Raw genomic sequence first — 15,844 nt, 5'->3', positions numbered from 1 at the left:
CTGTTTACAACCCATTAAAGACGTGCTTTTTTATTACGGTATTCGAATATGCCAAGGAATTTTGCGTTGCGGTTGGAATGATCGCGAACGCCTATTTTTGTTGAATTCATTTTATCTAGCCTTTCGAGCTGGTCGAACAGACACACAACAGACGCACTGTTCTTAGCCACCATAAGAGCTTTGGGGGTCGTGCGTTCGTCGTTCGGCGGAGCTGTAGGGCTTATAAGTATTGGAAGGGGCCGTCATGCAGCGTATACACGCCGCCGCGAAGGCAGTTCGTAATCATTTCCTGACGTTACCGACTATTTTGGGAAGAGAGGGGGGCAGCAGAGCACCGGCCAGAATATTCTGGGCGATCTGCGGAGCCGCCCTCGATATCGGCTTCAGGCGGATAAGGGGAGCGGTCCGCAGCGTTCAAAAATATCCTGCCCTCTATCTCACCGACCTGGCATCGGTCGGCGTCGCGCTCGCGATGGCATTATTGCTGCGCTACGGCGTCGGAGAGCTTTCCGCACGACCGGAGACCGCCTCGGTGCTGTTCTGGTCCGGTGCGCAATACCTCGCTATATGCGCACTCGTTTTCCCCCTCTCGGGCCTTTACAGCCGTAACTGGAAATATGGCTCCATTTCCGACCTCTTCATCATTTTGCGGGCGGTGTTGCTGACCTCCCTGCTGCTCGTCACGCTGCTGTTTTTCTCCACCAGGCTCACCGACATCCCGCGCACCGTCGTTCCGATGCAGTCTCTCCTGCTCATCGCCTTCCTGGCAGCAGCAAGGTTGAGCTTCCGCGCCGAGGAACTCGCGCTGAGGCGGCCCGGGCGCAGCAAGGACGCGCAGGACGACAACCGAATTCCGCTGCTGCTTATCGGTGCGAGCGATGCCGCCGACCTTTATCTTCGCGCTCTCGCACGCGATCCCAACGCGACTTATACGCCCGTCGCATGCCTCGACAGAAGCGAGGATCAGATCGGCATGAGCCTGCGCGGCGTGCCGATCGCCGGCCGTATCCAGGACTTCGAAGGGGTGGTTGCGGAGTTGCAGCAACAGGGCAAGCAACCCCGTCATATCGTCTTCACCGAGGCCCCTGCGGCCTTTGGAGAGGAGGCCTCCGACGGCCTGCTGCGATCCGCCGAAAGGCTGGGCATCGCCGTCTCGCGCCTGTCGCAGATGACGGAGCTGAAGCGGGCCAAGGGCGACAACCCCTACGAGCTGCGCTCGATCGAACTGACCGACCTCCTGGAGCGGCCGCAGGCAGCGCTCGACCGGGAGGCGATCGGTCGCCTCGTTCGCGGGCGCCGGATACTCATCACCGGGGCCGGCGGCTCGATCGGCAGCGAGTTGACGACCCAGGTCGCCGCCTGCGATCCGGCGGAGATCGTCCTGATCGACAACACGGAATACAATCTCTACGCAATCGACATGACGCTCACGGAAAGCTTCCCCCAAGTGCCGCGGTGGAGCTATCTTTGCAGCGTCCGCCGCAGCCAGCGGGTCGAGGAGATATTCGAGCGGCACCGGCCTGAACTCGTCTTTCATGCCGCGGCTCTGAAACACGTGCCCATGGTGCAGATGAATCCTTGCGAGGGCGTGCTCACCAATGTCGTCGGCACCATGAATGTCGCCAACGCCGCCAAGAAATATGGCACGCTCGCGATGGTCCAGGTGTCGACCGACAAGGTCGTCAATTCGACGAGCGTCATGGGCGCGACGAAGCGTCTTGCCGAACTCTACTGCCAGGCGCTCGACCTGAACGGCATCGAAACGGGTCTCGGCCCGCGCTTCATGACGGTCCGCTTCGGCAACGTGCTGGGTTCCAGCGGTTCGCTGATCCCGCTCTTCAAGCGTCAATTGGCCCGGGGCGGCCCGCTGACCGTGACCGATGCGAATATGACGCGGTTCTTCATGACGATCCGCGAAGCGGTTGAACTCACCCTGCAGGCTTCCGCCTATGGCTTTGAAAAGCAGCTGGGCCAGGGCGAAATCTTCGTGCTGGACATGGGCGAGCCGATCAAGATCATCGATATCGCCCGCCGGATGATCCGGCTTGCCGGCTTCACGCCGGACCAGGAGATCGAAATCAAGATCATCGGCTGCCGGCCGGGTGAAAAGCTCTTCGAGGAGCTTTTCGACGAGACCGACAAGCGCATAAGCTCGCCGGTGCCGGGCGTCCTTGGAGCGGTGCCTGAACCCATTCCGCTGCCGACGCTGAGGGACGCGTTCGCGCGCCTGCAGCGCTATTCGGAACGTGGCAACGAGGCCAGCGTCGTGGCGGTCATGCGCGAATTGCTGCCGCGATATGAGCACGAGGCGGATTTAAAAACGGCGGCGGCGAGCACACGCACGCCGTTGCGGCCGAAGAGCCGGATCAGGGCCAAGGCAGCGAAATCACCACGCGGCTACGGCGCGGAGGTCCGCCTGCCCGGAAGGTGACGACGGCGTACACGATCGGTGCGGATACATCGGGACGGCATTGCGGCCGCCTGCGAAAGTCCGCCGATCGGAAGCCGTGTCGCGCGCCGATCTTGCAGCAGACCAGTCGGCGCACCCCGCGCGGCACGCGTGTACGGCCGACGCAGTTGGAAGTTGAACGTTGAATACCACCGCTCGACGGTGGAGCCGATCCCGGGAGACGAGCAGTGGATCTTGTTGAAAAGGTTTCTCGAACCGAAGCCGAGAACTTTACGGACCGTTCGGCAAAACACGACGGAGTGGCGCGCCCGTTGCGGCAGAAGCGCGTTGTTGCCGTCGTCGCCAGCCTGACAGCCTCTCTCGTAATCTTTCGGCTCGAGCTGCTGAAGCGATTGGTCGCCGCCGGGCACGATGTCATAGCCTTCGCACCCGAACACGACCCCCGGGTCGAGCAGGAGCTTGCGCGCATCGGCGTGCGCTTCATCCAGATCCCCATGGCGCGCACCGGGCTCAACCCGCTGGAGGACCTGCGGACCTTCTGGACGCTGCGGCGCCACTTCGCCCGCCTGCAGCCCGACATCGTCCTTCCCTATACCATGAAGCCGATCATCTACGCCGGGATCGCGGCCAGGACGCTCGGGATAAAGGAGCGCTGCTTCCTCGTCACGGGGCTCGGCCATATATTCTCGGAAGCCGCCGGTGCTTCGCTCAAGGCGCGGGCAATACGACACCTGTGTGTCCGGCTATACCGTTCGGCGCTGCGGGGTGCCCGCGTCGTCTTCGTTTACAACGACGCGGACGACGACGACATTCGCCGCTACCGAATGTTGCAGGGCGGCCTCTCGCCGACGATGATCTCCGGATCGGGCGTCGATCTCGACCATTTCGAATTCTCGAAGCCGCCTCGGGGCGGGCCAACTTTCCTGATGGTCGCCCGGCTGCTGCGCGACAAGGGCGTCGTCGAATATGTCGAAGCCGCACGGATCGTGCGCCGTTCTTTCCCGCATGCCAGATTTCAGCTGCTCGGCCATTTCGACAGCAACCCGACGGCGATTTCGCGCGAGGAAATCGATGGCTGGGTACGCGAGGGAATACTCGACTACCTCGGCACGACAGTGGACGTGCGGCCCTATCTCGCGGCGTCCAACGTTTTCGTCCTGCCTTCCTATTACCGTGAAGGAATTCCGCGGAGCATTCTCGAGGCCCTGGCGACGGGACGCCCGGTAATCACGACGGATCTGCCGGGCTGCCGAGACACCGTGCAGCCGGGAACCAACGGGATGGTCGTAAAGGCGCGCGACGTCGCAGCGCTCGCCGACGCCATGGCCGCTTTTGCGCGGGACCCGGACCTGGCGGAGAAAATGGGAAAGCGGTCGCGAGAGCTCGCGGAATCCAAGTTTGACGTCCACATGATCAACAGGATGCTGTTTGCCGGCATGCACCTGGCCGACTGAGGGATTTCATGGTGCTGCAGATCAGCCATGTAGAACGTCGCCGCGACAGACATGGGGCACCGCGATGATAATGCATGTCATCACCAATTTCACCGCGAGTGCCGGAGCCGAAACGATGCTGGCACGGCTGCTGCACGGAGCGACGGACGAGCGCATCGTCGTGGTTTCTCTCATCGGCGTTTCCGAGCGCAACCGTCGCCTCGCCGACAATCCGAGGGTCGCTTATGTCTCGCTAGGCGCCGCTTCGCTCGCGGCGCTTCCGGGCGCGATCCTGCGGCTTGCCCGGCTGATCCGGAAGGAGCAGCCCGACGTGATCCTCTGCTGGATGTACCACGCGATGGTCGCCGGCACCCTGGCGGCAGGCATGGCTCGGCATGGAGCGCCGGTCTTCTGGAACGTGCGCCAGTCGCTGGACGATCCCGCTTCCCTTACGCGCAGTTCCCGCGTCGCGATTGCGGCCGCGAAACTGTTGTCGCACCGGCCGAGCGGCATCATCTACAACAGCGCCCGCGCGCTCGAACTGCATCGCGCCTACGGATACGCAAATCGGAACGCGATCGTCATTCCCAACGGCTTCGACCTTCCGCAAGTCGGGGCTCCCGAACCGCGAACGGCCCGGCGGATCGGTATAGTGGGTCGCTTCCACCCGCAGAAAGATCACGGAACCTTCTTCAAGGCGGCCGCTCAGGTGGTGAAGACCCACCCGCAGGCAGTCTTCTCCGCGGCCGGCAATGGCCTGGTCCGCGACAACCCGGCCGTCGTCGAGCTGATGGCACAAGCCGGTCTTCCGGCCCACGCCGTCGATCTCCGGGGGGAGATCGGCGACATGCCTGCATTCTATCAAAGCATCGATCTTTTGGTCCTCTCCTCGCGGACCGAAGGCTTCCCGAACGTCATCGCGGAGGCGATGAGCTTCGGCAAGCCCATCGTCACGACGGATGTCGGTGACGCGGCCGCGATCGCCGGAAAGGCCGGTATCGCAGTACCGGCGCGCGACCCGCAAGCGCTTGCCGGTGCGATGCGTGCCTTTCTCGACCTGCCGGAGGCGGAGTATGCGCGTTATGCGCGCGCGGCGCGCGAACGCATCGAAAGTGAGTATGCGATTGCTGCGGTGACCGCAAAATATTCAGATTTTCTGGCGGCTTGAATACAAGAAAATACATATGACTATCCCGTTTAATTATGGCCCAACATCGTTTTTCCAGTGAGGTTCATACAAGAGAATTTCATCAAATCTTTCTGTGCAGTTGAAAGTAATTGATGATTTCTAGGAAAAATAGTATTAATATATTTTTATTGGAAGCGTAAATAATTCCTGATGGCGGCAAGAGACTATAGGATAAGTATCACTTTGCGACCTATTCTCAATTTACCCGCCCTCCGGCCCAAAGCTAGAGGAAATTAAAATGATTCTGAAGGGAACCAATCTTTCCGACACGATCCGCGGCGCTCTGAGCGACGATGAGCTTTGGGGCTACGCGGGCGACGATTATCTCGATGGCGTCGAGGGCAATGACAAGCTTTTTGGCGGCGATGGCAACGACTTCATCGTCGGCGGACCCGGCGACGACTATGCCGAAGGCGGCGTGGGTAACGACCGGATCGACGGCGGCCTTGGCCACGACACGCTAAAGGGCGGATTGGGGAACGACATCTTAGATGGCGGCGATGGCAGCGACATCCTCGATGGCGGCGACGGCCATGACCAAATCCTGGGCGGCCGGGGCCACGACAAGATTTTCGGCGGCGCAGGAGAAGATTATATCGACGCAGGCGATGGCGATGACATCATCTATGCTGGTTCGGGAGACGACGGCTTCAACAATCGGGTAAATCCCGCGACCGGACAGGTCACGCAGCAGGCCGTTGCCGGCGGCGCCGGCCACGACAGGATATATGGCGAAGAGGGCAACGACGCTCTCAAGGGCCAATCCGGCAACGATTGGGTCTATGGCGGCATCGGCAATGACATCGTCGATGGCGGAGACGGGAACAACTATCTCGACGGCGGCGACGGTCATGACGTGCTGGACTCCGAGGGCGGCATCGACGAGGCCCACGGGGGCAGCGGCAATGACAAGATCTTCGTCGGCGCCGGCGACGATCGGGTCTTCGGGGATGACGGCGACGACATGCTGTACGGCGAAACCGGCAACGATTCCTTGAGCGGCGGCAACAACTACGACCGCATTTTCGGCGGCGACGGCAACGATACCCTGCGCGGCGACGCCGGCCAGGACGTCCTCGTTGGCGAGGCGGGAACCGATATTCTATGGGGCGGAGCCGACGCCGATCGTTTCGTCTTCAAAGGCGCCCCAGCGCTCAGCGGCCAGGATACCGTCATGGATTTCCAGGATGGTGTCGATTTCCTCGTGATAGAGAAGCTCGGGATCAAGCAATACTCCAGCTCAGGCGCTGCAGGCACCGTCTACGCCTATGATGGCACCGGAGGCGACGTGCTGGTAAAAGGCTACGACTCCTCCGGCAAAGCCTTCTCCATTCTGCTGGACGATCCCAACGGCACCCTTAGCGCCGCGAACTTTTCGAGCAGCGATTTCCTTTTCGCCTGATCGGTGAAGGAAGGGTCGGAGCTGCGCCGCGCGTATGGACACGCGGCGCAGCGCTTCAACCAATTGCCTGTTCGAAGCCTCTAAGCGTTCACGCTCCCGTCCTGAAATCCGTCAGGCCGGTCATCGATTTCCATGCTTCGATCCCCTCACGGAAGGAGAGCGGCGCATAGTTCAGTTCGTTTGCGGCCTTGGAAACATTGAGGGCCCTGAAGCCGCGCGGCGCCGCATCGGTGCTGCCGCCCTCGACGGCAATGAGCTGCCGTTCTGCTCCGACGGCATCGGCGACGATCTGGGCGGCCTCCAGTGAAGTAGAAGCACGCCCGCTCCCCGCATTGAAGACGCCGCCTTCGGCTCTCTCCGCAGCCTCGAGCGCCAACGTCACGACGTCGTCGACATAAACGAGGTCGACGCTGTACTGGCCCCCGTCCTGAATGACCAGGGAGCGCCCGTTTCCGAGCGTCCGCACGAAGACAGGCACCATGCCGGTGTCATGCATGCCGGGACCGTAAACCGATGCGAGGCGGAGCACCGTCACCGGCATGGCATTGGATTTGCCGAGGGCGAGCAGGCAGATTTCGGCGGCGAGCTTGCTCGCCAGATAATAGCTCGCGCGGTGCACGGGAAAGGCCGGGCTCGCTTCCGAAGCGAGGCCCGCGCCAGGAGCATAGACCTGCGCCGATCCGAACAGAACAAATCGCTTCACGCCTTGCGATGCCGCTTGCATGCCGACCTGGATGGTTCCGGTCGTGTTGATCTCGAAACATCTGGCGGCCTGACGCGCATCGCTGAGATCGGCGGGAATGTAGGCGGCAAGATGAAGGACCGCATCGGTTCGACCGAGCGGCGGGAGGGGATCGCCAACCGACCATCTCTCGATCCGGAGGCCCGAGCCCATTCCGGCTGCCACCCGCTCCGGATCGCGCGCAAGTGCGGTGACCTCGTAGCCCCTGGATAGGGCTCGATCGATCAACCTGGCACCGATGAACCCGGTCGCGCCGGTAACTGCCAGCCGCATTTCCCCTACACCGTTTCGTCGAGCTTCGCAGAAGAAGCAGTGAGCAGATCGCCGGGTCTCACTACGGTTTCAGACCAGTGCCGCAATATCGTCACCGGCGTGATCTGCGGCTGCTCGATCGGCTCGTCGAAGAGGAGATGGCGGATGCACATTTCCACCTCGTTGAAGCCCGCATGAATCCTGACCGCCGTCGTTCCGGAGAACCGCGCATTGATCTCGAAGATGCGGGGAACACCGTCGTCCAAACGAAACTGGAAATTCGCCGGGCCATAGGCGCCGAGGGCATCGGCAGCTTCTGCCATGGCCTTGTTCAGCGCCGGGAAAGGCTCGGCAAATGCCCTGTAGGTGTTGCCGTCCCGAAGGTCCCTGCGCATGACGATCGTCGCACGGCATTTCCCGTCGAAAGTCAGCGTCCCGGCGGTGTACTCGCTCGTTTCGGAGCCGACATGTTTCTGGATCACGATGCCTGGCTGCTCCTCGATTGCGCGCGCCAGTTGCTCCCGATTGCGCACGACACTAAAGCCGATCGAACGGGCGCCAACTCTCGGCTTGACGACGAGCGGAAATCCGCATTCCTCGATCAGCGTGTCTTCGTCGCCCGGCAGACAGGAGGGAACATATCCCAGGCCCCGTTCGCGAAAGAACTCGGAGGTCAGCCATTTGTCGTTGGCAATCGACACCACCCGCGGCGAACTGATGATCACTTTGGTTCCGTAGGTTCTCTCGATCGCCTCCCTGTTCGCCGCGAGGATCGGAAGTTCCACATCGGTTCCCGGAATGAGGATGTCGGGCCGTTCGGCACCCAGGAGTTCGCCAAGCCGGTCCAGATAGGAAGGGTCCCTGGCCATCGGCACGAGATAGGCGGCATCCCCCCAGTAAAGCCCGGCCGAGAGCGGACTTGGGTCTCCCACGATTACCCTCGCGTTCAACGTCGAGCGCCGCAGGGCGCGAATGATGCCTTGCCCGAGCAGGGCGCCTGCCCCTGTGATAAAGACCTTCATGACCGCCCTGCTCCCAATTCGATTAACTGATCTCTGCAATGGCCCAGTTCGTCCAACCGGTGTGCATCGGAACCGATCGAAACGAATGGATTGACGTCCTCGCACAGAGCCAGAAACGCCGGCATGTCGACGAGGTAGGAGGAGTTGATCTCGATCGCGATCCGCCGTTCGAGGGTCGCTCTCATCAAGTCCCTGAAATAGGTTTCCGGAAAACGCCCGTGCCGCCTCAGGCTCATGCCGCCCGGATGGGCCAGGATGTCGATGGGCGCGTTCCTGACCATTCCCATCGACAGGCGGAACTCGATCTCGGCCGTCTCTTCATAGGAAAGCTGCTTGAAATCCAGATAGCCGCCGCGGCCGTCCGGGAGCCGGTGAACGACGCCGAGAACGATATCGCATTGATCCAGCACGTCCTGCGATACATCCAGCCTGCCGTCTTCAGCCATGGCCTTCGTCTCGCAGCCGACATAGACGCTCATATGGCCGAAACCCCGTGCAACGGAGAGAATCTCGTCCCTGAATTCCGGAAACCACGACGTGTCCTCGCGCACATGCTCGGTGAACGCCAGCGCGGCGAGACCGCGTTCATTGGCCGCTTGAAGGATTTCAAGCGCCGTCGCCTGCCCGTCGGTCCAACTCGTATGGACCTGGAACTCCACGTTCAGTTGCTCTCGGCTGAGATCCCGATACCGGCAGAACGCAGGGCTGCCAGCACAGATCTTGTCCTGTCCATTCATGCGTCACTCGTCCCTTTGACAACGCTACGGCGGACATCTCGCTGTTCACAACAGCGCGTAAGCCGGCGAAAGACCCTCGGCACCGGACAGGTGTAGCAAGGACATATCCGCCCAGGCGATGAAGTGCGGGTTTGCGAAGGCGCTGTCCTCCTCCTGCACCGTCTTGCCGTACAGGAGGCGCGAGCCGTCCAAGCGAACGACCGATCCGCCGGCAGCTTTCAGCACCGCGTCGCCGGCGGCCGTATCCCACTCCATCGTGCGGCCGAACCGCGGATAGACGTCCGCCTTGCCTTCCGCCAGCAGGCAGAATTTCAGCGACGATCCCACGGAAGCGTAATTCATCACGCCATGGCCGGTGAGGAAGGCCTCGGTCTCGGAACTGTTGTGCGAGCGGCTGGCGACCGCCGTCAGTTCCGCACCCCGCATCCGCACGCGGATCGGCTGCCGGTGCTCGAGTGCCCATGCGGGATCGAGCAGAAGCTTTTCCGCCCTGCCGCCATCGGCGACATAGGCACAGCGCTGCGCGGGTGCATAGACGATGCCGGCAACCGGCACATTGCCCTCGATGAGGGCAATATTGACGGTGAAGTCGTTGCGGCGATTGATGAATTCCTTCGTGCCGTCGAGCGGATCGACGAGAAAGAACGTGCCGCCGCTAATATCCGGGACGCGGCCCGAGGAAACAGACTCCTCGGCAACCACGGGGATGTGCGGAAACGCCGCCGCAAGTCTCTCGAGAATGATCGCTTCGGCCCGCTCGTCGGCCTCGGTGACGGGCGATTGATCGTCCTTGTAGCAGACTTGGGGACCGGCGTCGTAGACGTCGAGAATTGCCGCACCCGCATCGAGCGCCATGCGCTCCAGCATTTCGCAAAGGGGCGTCATTTCTCCTCCATCCTGCGGTCAAGGAATTCCTCGATCGCGAGCGCCAGGTCGGTCGGTTCGTGGCCGACGGTGCGTATATGGAGTTCCGGATTTTCCGGGGCCTCATAGGGCGAGGATACGCCAGTGAAGTTCGCGATCTGGCCGGCGAGGGCCTTCTCGTAGAGCCCCTTCGGATCGCGGCGCGCACACTCGTCGAGCGGCGTGTCGACGAAGATCTCGATGAACTCGCCCTCCTCCATCAATTCCCGCGCCATGCGCCGTTCGTCGCGGAACGGCGAGATGAAGGAGACGAGAACGATCAGACCGGCATCGGCCATGAGCTTGGCCACCTCCGCCACGCGGCGGATGTTCTCTACCCGGTCCTCCTCGGTAAAGCCGAGGTCTCGGTTGAGGCCGTGACGTACATTGTCGCCGTCGAGCAGGTAGGTGTGCTTGCCCTGGGCGTGGAGGATCCTGTCGAGCTCGTTCGCGATGGTCGATTTTCCGGAGCCGGAAAGCCCGGTGAACCAGAGAACGGCAGGGAGCTGATTTTTCATGGCGCTGCGCGCGCTCTTGTTCACCTCGAGCGCATGCCAGTGGACGTTGTCTGCACGCCGGAGGGGAAAATCGATCAACCCCGCACCGACCGTGGCATTCGTCACCCGGTCGACGATGATGAAATTGCCCGTCGCCCGGTTGTCCTTGTAAGCGTCGAAGGCGATCGGAGCCTGTGTCGAGATGTTGCAGACACCGACTTCATTCATCTGCAGCGACTTCGCCGCCTCACGGATGAAGCTGTTGATGTTGACCTGGTGCTTGAGCGTGGTGACCGTCGCGCTGACGCTGTCGGTCTCCGTGCGCAGGATGTAGCTTCGTCCCGGCATCATCGGGTTCGCATCGAACCAGATCACATGCGCCTGGAACTGGTCCGCCACGAAGGGCCGGGCACCGGGGGCGACGAGCATATTGCCGCGGGACGCATCCACCTCGTCAGAGAGAACCAGCGTCACCGCTTCGCCTTCCCCTGCCGTCGCAAGCTCCCCGTCATAGGTCACGATCGCCTTGACCGATGTGCGCTGCCCCGTCTTCGCGACGACGACCGGATCGCCCACGGAAATCCTCCCGCAGGAGATCTGCCCGGCATAGCCGCGAAAATCCGCGTTCGGCCGCATGACCATTTGAACCGGGAAGCGGAAAGGCTTTGCCTGGTCCGTTGGCTCGAGTTCTACCGTTTCCAGATATTCGAGCAGCGCCGCCCCTCTGTACCAGGGCGTATTGGCCGAAGCCGAGATGACGTTGTCGCCGTCGCGCGCCGAGATCGGGATCGGCCGTATGCTGGCAAAACCGAGCTCTTTGGCGAAAGCCATGTAGTCCGCGACGATTTCCTCGTACACCTGCTGTTGAAAATCGACGAGATCGATCTTGTTGACGGCCAGCACGACATGGCGGATGCCGAGCAGCGAAGCGATATAGGAATGGCGCCGGGTCTGCTGGAGAATGCCCTGCCGGCTGTCGATGAGGATGATGGCGAGATCCGCCGTCGAAGCTCCGGTCACCATGTTGCGCGTATATTCCTCGTGGCCGGGCGTATCGGCGACGATGAACTTGCGTTTGGACGTGGCAAAATAGCGATAGGCCACGTCGATGGTGATGCCCTGCTCGCGCTCGGCCTCAAGCCCGTCGAGAAGCAAGGCGAGATCGATTTCCTTGCCGTTGGCGGCGCCGGGAGAGCCGACGCGCCCGAGGTTCGCGAGCTGGTCCTCGAAGACCAGCTTCGCATCGTAAAGCAGCCGCCCGATCAGGGTCGATTTGCCGTCGTCGACCGAACCGCAAGTGATGAATCTGAGGATCGACTTGTTGTCGTGCTCGGCCAGATGCGCTTCAATGTCATGCGGCGGTATGGATTGAACATACGACATCAGAAGTAGCCCTCCCGCTTCTTTTTCTCCATCGCCCCGACTTCATCCGTGTCGATCAGTCGGCTCTGCCGTTCGGACGTGCGCACCGTCAGCATTTCCCGCAATATCTCGGGAACAGTGACGGCGTCGGACTCGACCGCCCCGGTCAGCGGATAGCAGCCAAGCGTGCGGAAACGCACCAGCTGTCGGGTAACCTCCTCTTCGGGCTGGATGGGCATGCGGTCGTCGTCGACCATGATCAGCATGCCGTCTCGTTTGACAACCGGGCGCCTGGCCGCGAAATAAAGCGGCACGATCGGAATTTCTTCGCGCAGGATGTACTGCCAGATATCGAATTCGGTCCAGTTGGAGAGCGGGAAAACCCGCATCGTCTCGCCTTGCCCGACCCGCGTATTGTAGGTCTTCCACATCTCGGGCCGCTGGCGCTGGGGATCCCAGCCGTGCTGTGCGCTGCGGATCGAGAAGATGCGTTCCTTGGCCCGCGACTTCTCTTCGTCGCGCCGCGCGCCCGCGAGCGCCGCGTCGAAACCGTATTTCTCGAGCGCCTGCCGGAGCCCCATCGTCTTCATGACATGGGTGTGCACGTTGGAGCCGTGGGTAAAAGGGCCTATGCCCTGATCTATCCCGTCCTGATTGACGTGAACGAGGAGATCGAAGCCGAGCTCTCGCGCCATCCGGTCGCGAAACTCGATCATTTCCCGGAACTTCCATTTGGTATCTACATGCAGGAATGGAAATGGCGGCTTGGCGGGGTAGAACGCCTTCATCGCCAGGTGCAGCAATACCGAGGAGTCCTTGCCGATCGAGTAAAGCGCGACCGGGTTTGAGAATGTTGCAACAACTTCTCGAATGACATGGATCGCTTCGGCTTCGAGCCGCCGAAGATGGGGAAGAGACATATCGCAATCCCTCTGATTTTAAATAATAAAAATGGCATGCAAATAAAAAAGTAGCCGCCTGCGAAATGTTGCAGACGCAATCAAATAATCGTGCAGCAGTTAAATGTGATCCCGCCGACTGGTGCGCATTTAAGCGCTATATCGGCAATATTTCAAGTAAGAATAACAATCCTTATTTCCGCGAGCGATTCGGCGCCCCGGCAGCGCTCAGGGCAACCCCACGGCCCGCGTCTTCAGGATCGCCGAGAACCGCGGATCGAAGGTCCGACTGATCGGCTCGGCCGCGGCACCGATCGCAACCGCCCACGGGTCCGTGAAACCCAGTTGCAGCCGCGGCGCGCTGCGTTGCCTCCGCTCGGCGATCGATGGCAGCAGCGGGTGGAGAGCGTCCATGAGAAGGCGGGCGAGCCCGGACGGCATGCCGCCGCACAGAATGATCGTCTGCGGATCGAAAACCGTTTCGAGCAACTGGATCGTCGCCCGCAATTCGAACGCCGCGTCTGCGATCCAGGCAGCTACGCGACGATCCTTCGAACAAGCAATGGCGTCGATGCGACCGTAGAGATCGCCATCGGCGGGATCGATCTCGAGAATCTTGCACAGCGAGGCGATCGATATGCGATGCTCCAGCGGTGCCCTCCCGTCGTCGGCGCCGCCACGCGGCCTGCTCAGAATCATGCCGATCTCGCCGGCATTGCCATGCGAGCCGCGATAGAGTTCGCCATTGAGGATCAGCCCCGCTCCAAGCCCGTAACCGAGATAGACGCAGAGGGCGTGGTCCACTCCATGGGCAGCGCCGACCATCTTTTCCGCGGTCGCGGCCGCCGCCGCGTCGTTCTGGAGGCGCACGTCGAGACCGGTCCCCGCCGAGAGCCTTTCAAGCAAGGGAAAGCTTTGCCAGGCAGCCATCATCCAGGGATCGTCGGCCTCGGCGTCGACGCCGAACGGGCCGGGCATAGCAACACCCAGACCAACGAGACGGTCCCTGGATTGCGGTGCGATGGCCGAAAGTTCCTGCCGTGTTTCGTCGATCAACGTCAGTATGGCCCCGACACCCGTCTCAGGACCGCCGGCTGGCAGGATTACCTCGTTGCGGGCGAGGACTGTGCCGACCAGGTCCACGGCGACCGTGCGCGTCACGTGGCGGTCGATCTGAAGACCGATGGCAAAAGCGCCCTCCGGCACCAGCCGATAGGGCGTCGATGGCTGCCCCCGCCCCTTGCGCACCGCGGCAAGCGACGCCACGAGCCCGTCGTTCTCGAGCTCCTCGATGATGTTGGAAACGGCCTGCTTGGTGAGTGCGGTCGCACGCGCCAGGTCGGCCCGCGACAAGTGCCCGTTCAGCCGCAGAGCGTCAATCATGACGCGGCGGTTGTGTGCGCTCGCGCCTTCCTGATTGGTGCCGCTCTTCGCCCGGATCGGGCGGATCTCGTTCATGAACAAATCCTCTTGACACATCTGGACTATTGAACAAGAAATAAGTCAAGACAATTGACTTATTAAGAGGTCGAAGAACCTCGGGGGAACGAAAGCGGCCCGAAATGCCCGCGAACGCTCCGGTTTGATTTGTCGATGGCGGCCGCGGAGAAGCGGCGGAATTCCTGTTCGGCGCGCGGCAGGCGCGCAGCGAAGACTGCAACGGTCAGCTACTGGAGGCGACAATGTTGAAATCCACCCGCAACGCTTTGATCGGCGCGACCCTCATCGGGGCTGGCTTCACCGGCCATGCCCAGGCCGAGACGACGCTGAACGCGCTGTTCATGGCACAGGCCGCTTATAGCGAGGCCGATGTCCGCGCCATGACGGAGGCTTTCGCCAAGGCCAACCCGGACATCAAGGTCAATCTCGAATTCGTTCCCTATGAGGGACTGCACGACAAGACGGTGCTCGCCCAGGGTTCCGGCGGCGGCTATGACGTCGTCCTCTTCGACGTGATCTGGCCTGCCGAATACGCGACCAACAACGTCCTCCTCGACGTTACGGACCGCGTCACGGACGAGATGAACAAAGGCGTCCTGCCGGGAGCATGGACGACCGTGGAATATGACGGCAAACGCTACGGAATGCCGTGGATCCTCGACACGAAGTATCTCTTCTACAACAAGGAAATCCTTGACAAAGCCGGTATCAAGGAACCGCCGAAGACCTGGGAGGAACTTGCCGAGCAAGCCAAGGCGATCAAGGACAAGGGGTTGCTCGAAAGCCCGATCGCCTGGAGCTGGTCTCAGGCGGAAGCGGCGATCTGCGACTACACGACGCTGGTCAGCGCCTATGGCGGCAAATTCCTCGACGGCGGCAAGCCGGCCTTCACCACCGGCGGCGGGCTCGATGCGCTGAACTACATGGTAACGAGCTACACGTCGGGGCTCACCAACCCGAACTCGAAGGAATTCCTCGAGGAGGATGTACGGAAGGTCTTCCAGAACGGCGAAGCCGCCTTCGCGCTCAACTGGACCTACATGTACAATCTCGCCAACGATCCCAAAGAGAGCAAGGTGGCCGGCAAGGTGGGCGTCGTTCCGGCCCCGGGCGCTGCCGGCAAGAGCGAGGTTTCGGCGGTCAACGGCTCCATGGGGCTCGGCATCACCGCGACCAGCAAGCACCCCGAAGAAGCCTGGAAATACATCGTCCATATGACCTCGCAGGAGACGCAGAACGACTATGCCAAGCTGAGCCTTCCGATCTGGGCCTCTTCCTATGAGGACCCCGAAGTGACGAAGGGCCAGGAGGAACTGATCGCTGCCGCCAAGCGCGGACTTGCCGCCATGTATCCGCGCCCGACGACGCCAAAATATCAGGAGCTTTCGACCGCCCTGCAGCAGGCGATCCAGGAAGCACTGCTCGGCCAGTCTTCTGCGGAAGATGCCCTGAAGAGTGCCGCCGAGAACAGCGGTCTCTGATGACGGCTCGATCGGTCGCGGACGCGTTCGCCGTCCGGGCCGGCGCCCCAGCGCGCGGTCGGTGCGGCGACGGCG

12 protein-coding genes are annotated in these 15,844 nt (G+C 61.7%); 5 read left to right on the top strand and 7 right to left on the bottom strand.

Features of this window, described 5'->3' with window-relative positions; all coding sequences use genetic code 11:
• Positions 1-343 precede the first annotated feature (343 nt).
• The 4 genes from ACFHWW_RS21015 to ACFHWW_RS21000 all read left to right on the top strand — a co-directional run bounded on the left by ACFHWW_RS21015 (position 344) and on the right by ACFHWW_RS21000 (position 6,434).
• Positions 344-2,431 carry a nucleoside-diphosphate sugar epimerase/dehydratase gene (locus ACFHWW_RS21015; RefSeq protein WP_324764629.1) on the top strand — a complete coding sequence of 696 codons (2,088 nt, stop codon included), beginning with the start codon at positions 344-346 and terminating at the stop codon, positions 2,429-2,431.
• A 206-nt stretch (positions 2,432-2,637) separates the two neighbouring features.
• On the top strand, positions 2,638-3,864 hold the full coding sequence (locus ACFHWW_RS21010; RefSeq protein ID WP_324763826.1) for a glycosyltransferase family 4 protein: 1,227 nt from the start codon (positions 2,638-2,640) through the stop codon (positions 3,862-3,864).
• Positions 3,865-3,928: 64 nt separating this feature from the next.
• The gene (locus ACFHWW_RS21005; protein WP_379940579.1) at positions 3,929-5,011 is read left to right on the top strand and encodes a glycosyltransferase family 4 protein; all 1,083 of its coding nucleotides are present in this window, start codon (positions 3,929-3,931) and stop codon (positions 5,009-5,011) included.
• 259 nt (positions 5,012-5,270) lie between these two features.
• On the top strand, positions 5,271-6,434 hold the full coding sequence (locus tag ACFHWW_RS21000; protein ID WP_324763828.1) for a calcium-binding protein: 1,164 nt from the start codon (positions 5,271-5,273) through the stop codon (positions 6,432-6,434).
• An 88-nt stretch (positions 6,435-6,522) separates the two neighbouring features.
• Here the strand turns inward: ACFHWW_RS21000 and ACFHWW_RS20995 are convergent, their stop codons facing one another.
• From ACFHWW_RS20995 to ACFHWW_RS20965, 7 genes are all read right to left on the bottom strand, one after another.
• Positions 6,523-7,449: an NAD(P)-dependent oxidoreductase gene (locus ACFHWW_RS20995; protein WP_324763829.1), complete on the bottom strand. Its 927-nt coding sequence runs from the start codon at positions 7,447-7,449 to the stop codon at positions 6,523-6,525.
• Between the two features lie 5 nt (positions 7,450-7,454).
• On the bottom strand, positions 7,455-8,450 hold the full coding sequence (locus ACFHWW_RS20990; protein ID WP_379940576.1) for an ATP-grasp domain-containing protein: 996 nt from the start codon (positions 8,448-8,450) through the stop codon (positions 7,455-7,457).
• On the bottom strand, positions 8,447-9,187 hold the full coding sequence (locus ACFHWW_RS20985) for a PHP domain-containing protein (protein WP_324763831.1): 741 nt from the start codon (positions 9,185-9,187) through the stop codon (positions 8,447-8,449). Before ACFHWW_RS20985 ends, ACFHWW_RS20990 begins: the two co-directional genes overlap by 4 nt.
• A 45-nt stretch (positions 9,188-9,232) precedes the next feature.
• Positions 9,233-10,072 (bottom strand): 3'(2'),5'-bisphosphate nucleotidase CysQ, encoded by an 840-nt coding sequence (cysQ, locus tag ACFHWW_RS20980; RefSeq protein ID WP_324763832.1) that lies wholly within the window; start codon positions 10,070-10,072, stop codon positions 9,233-9,235.
• On the bottom strand, positions 10,069-11,970 hold the full coding sequence (gene nodQ / locus ACFHWW_RS20975; protein ID WP_018097134.1) for a bifunctional sulfate adenylyltransferase/adenylyl-sulfate kinase NodQ: 1,902 nt from the start codon (positions 11,968-11,970) through the stop codon (positions 10,069-10,071). The genes cysQ and nodQ overlap by 4 nt, the downstream gene beginning before the upstream one ends.
• Positions 11,970-12,869 carry a sulfate adenylyltransferase subunit CysD gene (gene cysD / locus ACFHWW_RS20970; RefSeq protein ID WP_100670571.1) on the bottom strand — a complete coding sequence of 300 codons (900 nt, stop codon included), beginning with the start codon at positions 12,867-12,869 and terminating at the stop codon, positions 11,970-11,972. The genes nodQ and cysD overlap by 1 nt, the downstream gene beginning before the upstream one ends.
• A 207-nt stretch (positions 12,870-13,076) precedes the next feature.
• Positions 13,077-14,306: an ROK family transcriptional regulator gene (locus tag ACFHWW_RS20965; RefSeq protein ID WP_324763833.1), complete on the bottom strand. Its 1,230-nt coding sequence runs from the start codon at positions 14,304-14,306 to the stop codon at positions 13,077-13,079.
• 224 nt (positions 14,307-14,530) lie between these two features.
• On the opposite strand from ACFHWW_RS20965, the gene ACFHWW_RS20960 reads away from it, so the two are divergent.
• Positions 14,531-15,769, top strand: coding sequence for an extracellular solute-binding protein (locus ACFHWW_RS20960; RefSeq protein ID WP_018097137.1), 1,239 nt, complete (start codon positions 14,531-14,533; stop codon positions 15,767-15,769).
• The last annotated feature ends 75 nt before the right edge of the window (positions 15,770-15,844 follow it).

Origin of the sequence: Sinorhizobium sp. P24N7, from assembly GCF_042436655.1 — a bacterium.
In the GTDB taxonomy this organism is placed as follows: domain Bacteria; phylum Pseudomonadota; class Alphaproteobacteria; order Rhizobiales; family Rhizobiaceae; genus Sinorhizobium; species Sinorhizobium meliloti_A.
This window is presented reverse-complemented; position numbering and strand designations above follow the sequence as displayed.

Bases quoted from the DNA above. Each gene is read 5' to 3' on its own strand.
- ACFHWW_RS21005 (WP_379940579.1), top strand. From the start codon at position 3,929: ATGATAATGCATGTCATCACCAATTTCACCGCGAGTGCCGGAGCCGAA.
- ACFHWW_RS21000 (WP_324763828.1), top strand. From the start codon at position 5,271: ATGATTCTGAAGGGAACCAATCTTTCCGACACGATCCGCGGCGCTCTG.
- ACFHWW_RS20995 (WP_324763829.1), bottom strand. From the start codon at position 7,449: ATGCGGCTGGCAGTTACCGGCGCGACCGGGTTCATCGGTGCCAGGTTG.
- ACFHWW_RS20990 (WP_379940576.1), bottom strand. From the start codon at position 8,450: ATGAAGGTCTTTATCACAGGGGCAGGCGCCCTGCTCGGGCAAGGCATC.
- ACFHWW_RS20985 (WP_324763831.1), bottom strand. From the start codon at position 9,187: ATGAATGGACAGGACAAGATCTGTGCTGGCAGCCCTGCGTTCTGCCGG.
- cysQ (WP_324763832.1), bottom strand. From the start codon at position 10,072: ATGACGCCCCTTTGCGAAATGCTGGAGCGCATGGCGCTCGATGCGGGT.
- nodQ (WP_018097134.1), bottom strand. From the start codon at position 11,970: ATGTCGTATGTTCAATCCATACCGCCGCATGACATTGAAGCGCATCTG.
- cysD (WP_100670571.1), bottom strand. From the start codon at position 12,869: ATGTCTCTTCCCCATCTTCGGCGGCTCGAAGCCGAAGCGATCCATGTC.
- ACFHWW_RS20965 (WP_324763833.1), bottom strand. From the start codon at position 14,306: ATGAACGAGATCCGCCCGATCCGGGCGAAGAGCGGCACCAATCAGGAA.
- ACFHWW_RS20960 (WP_018097137.1), top strand. From the start codon at position 14,531: ATGTTGAAATCCACCCGCAACGCTTTGATCGGCGCGACCCTCATCGGG.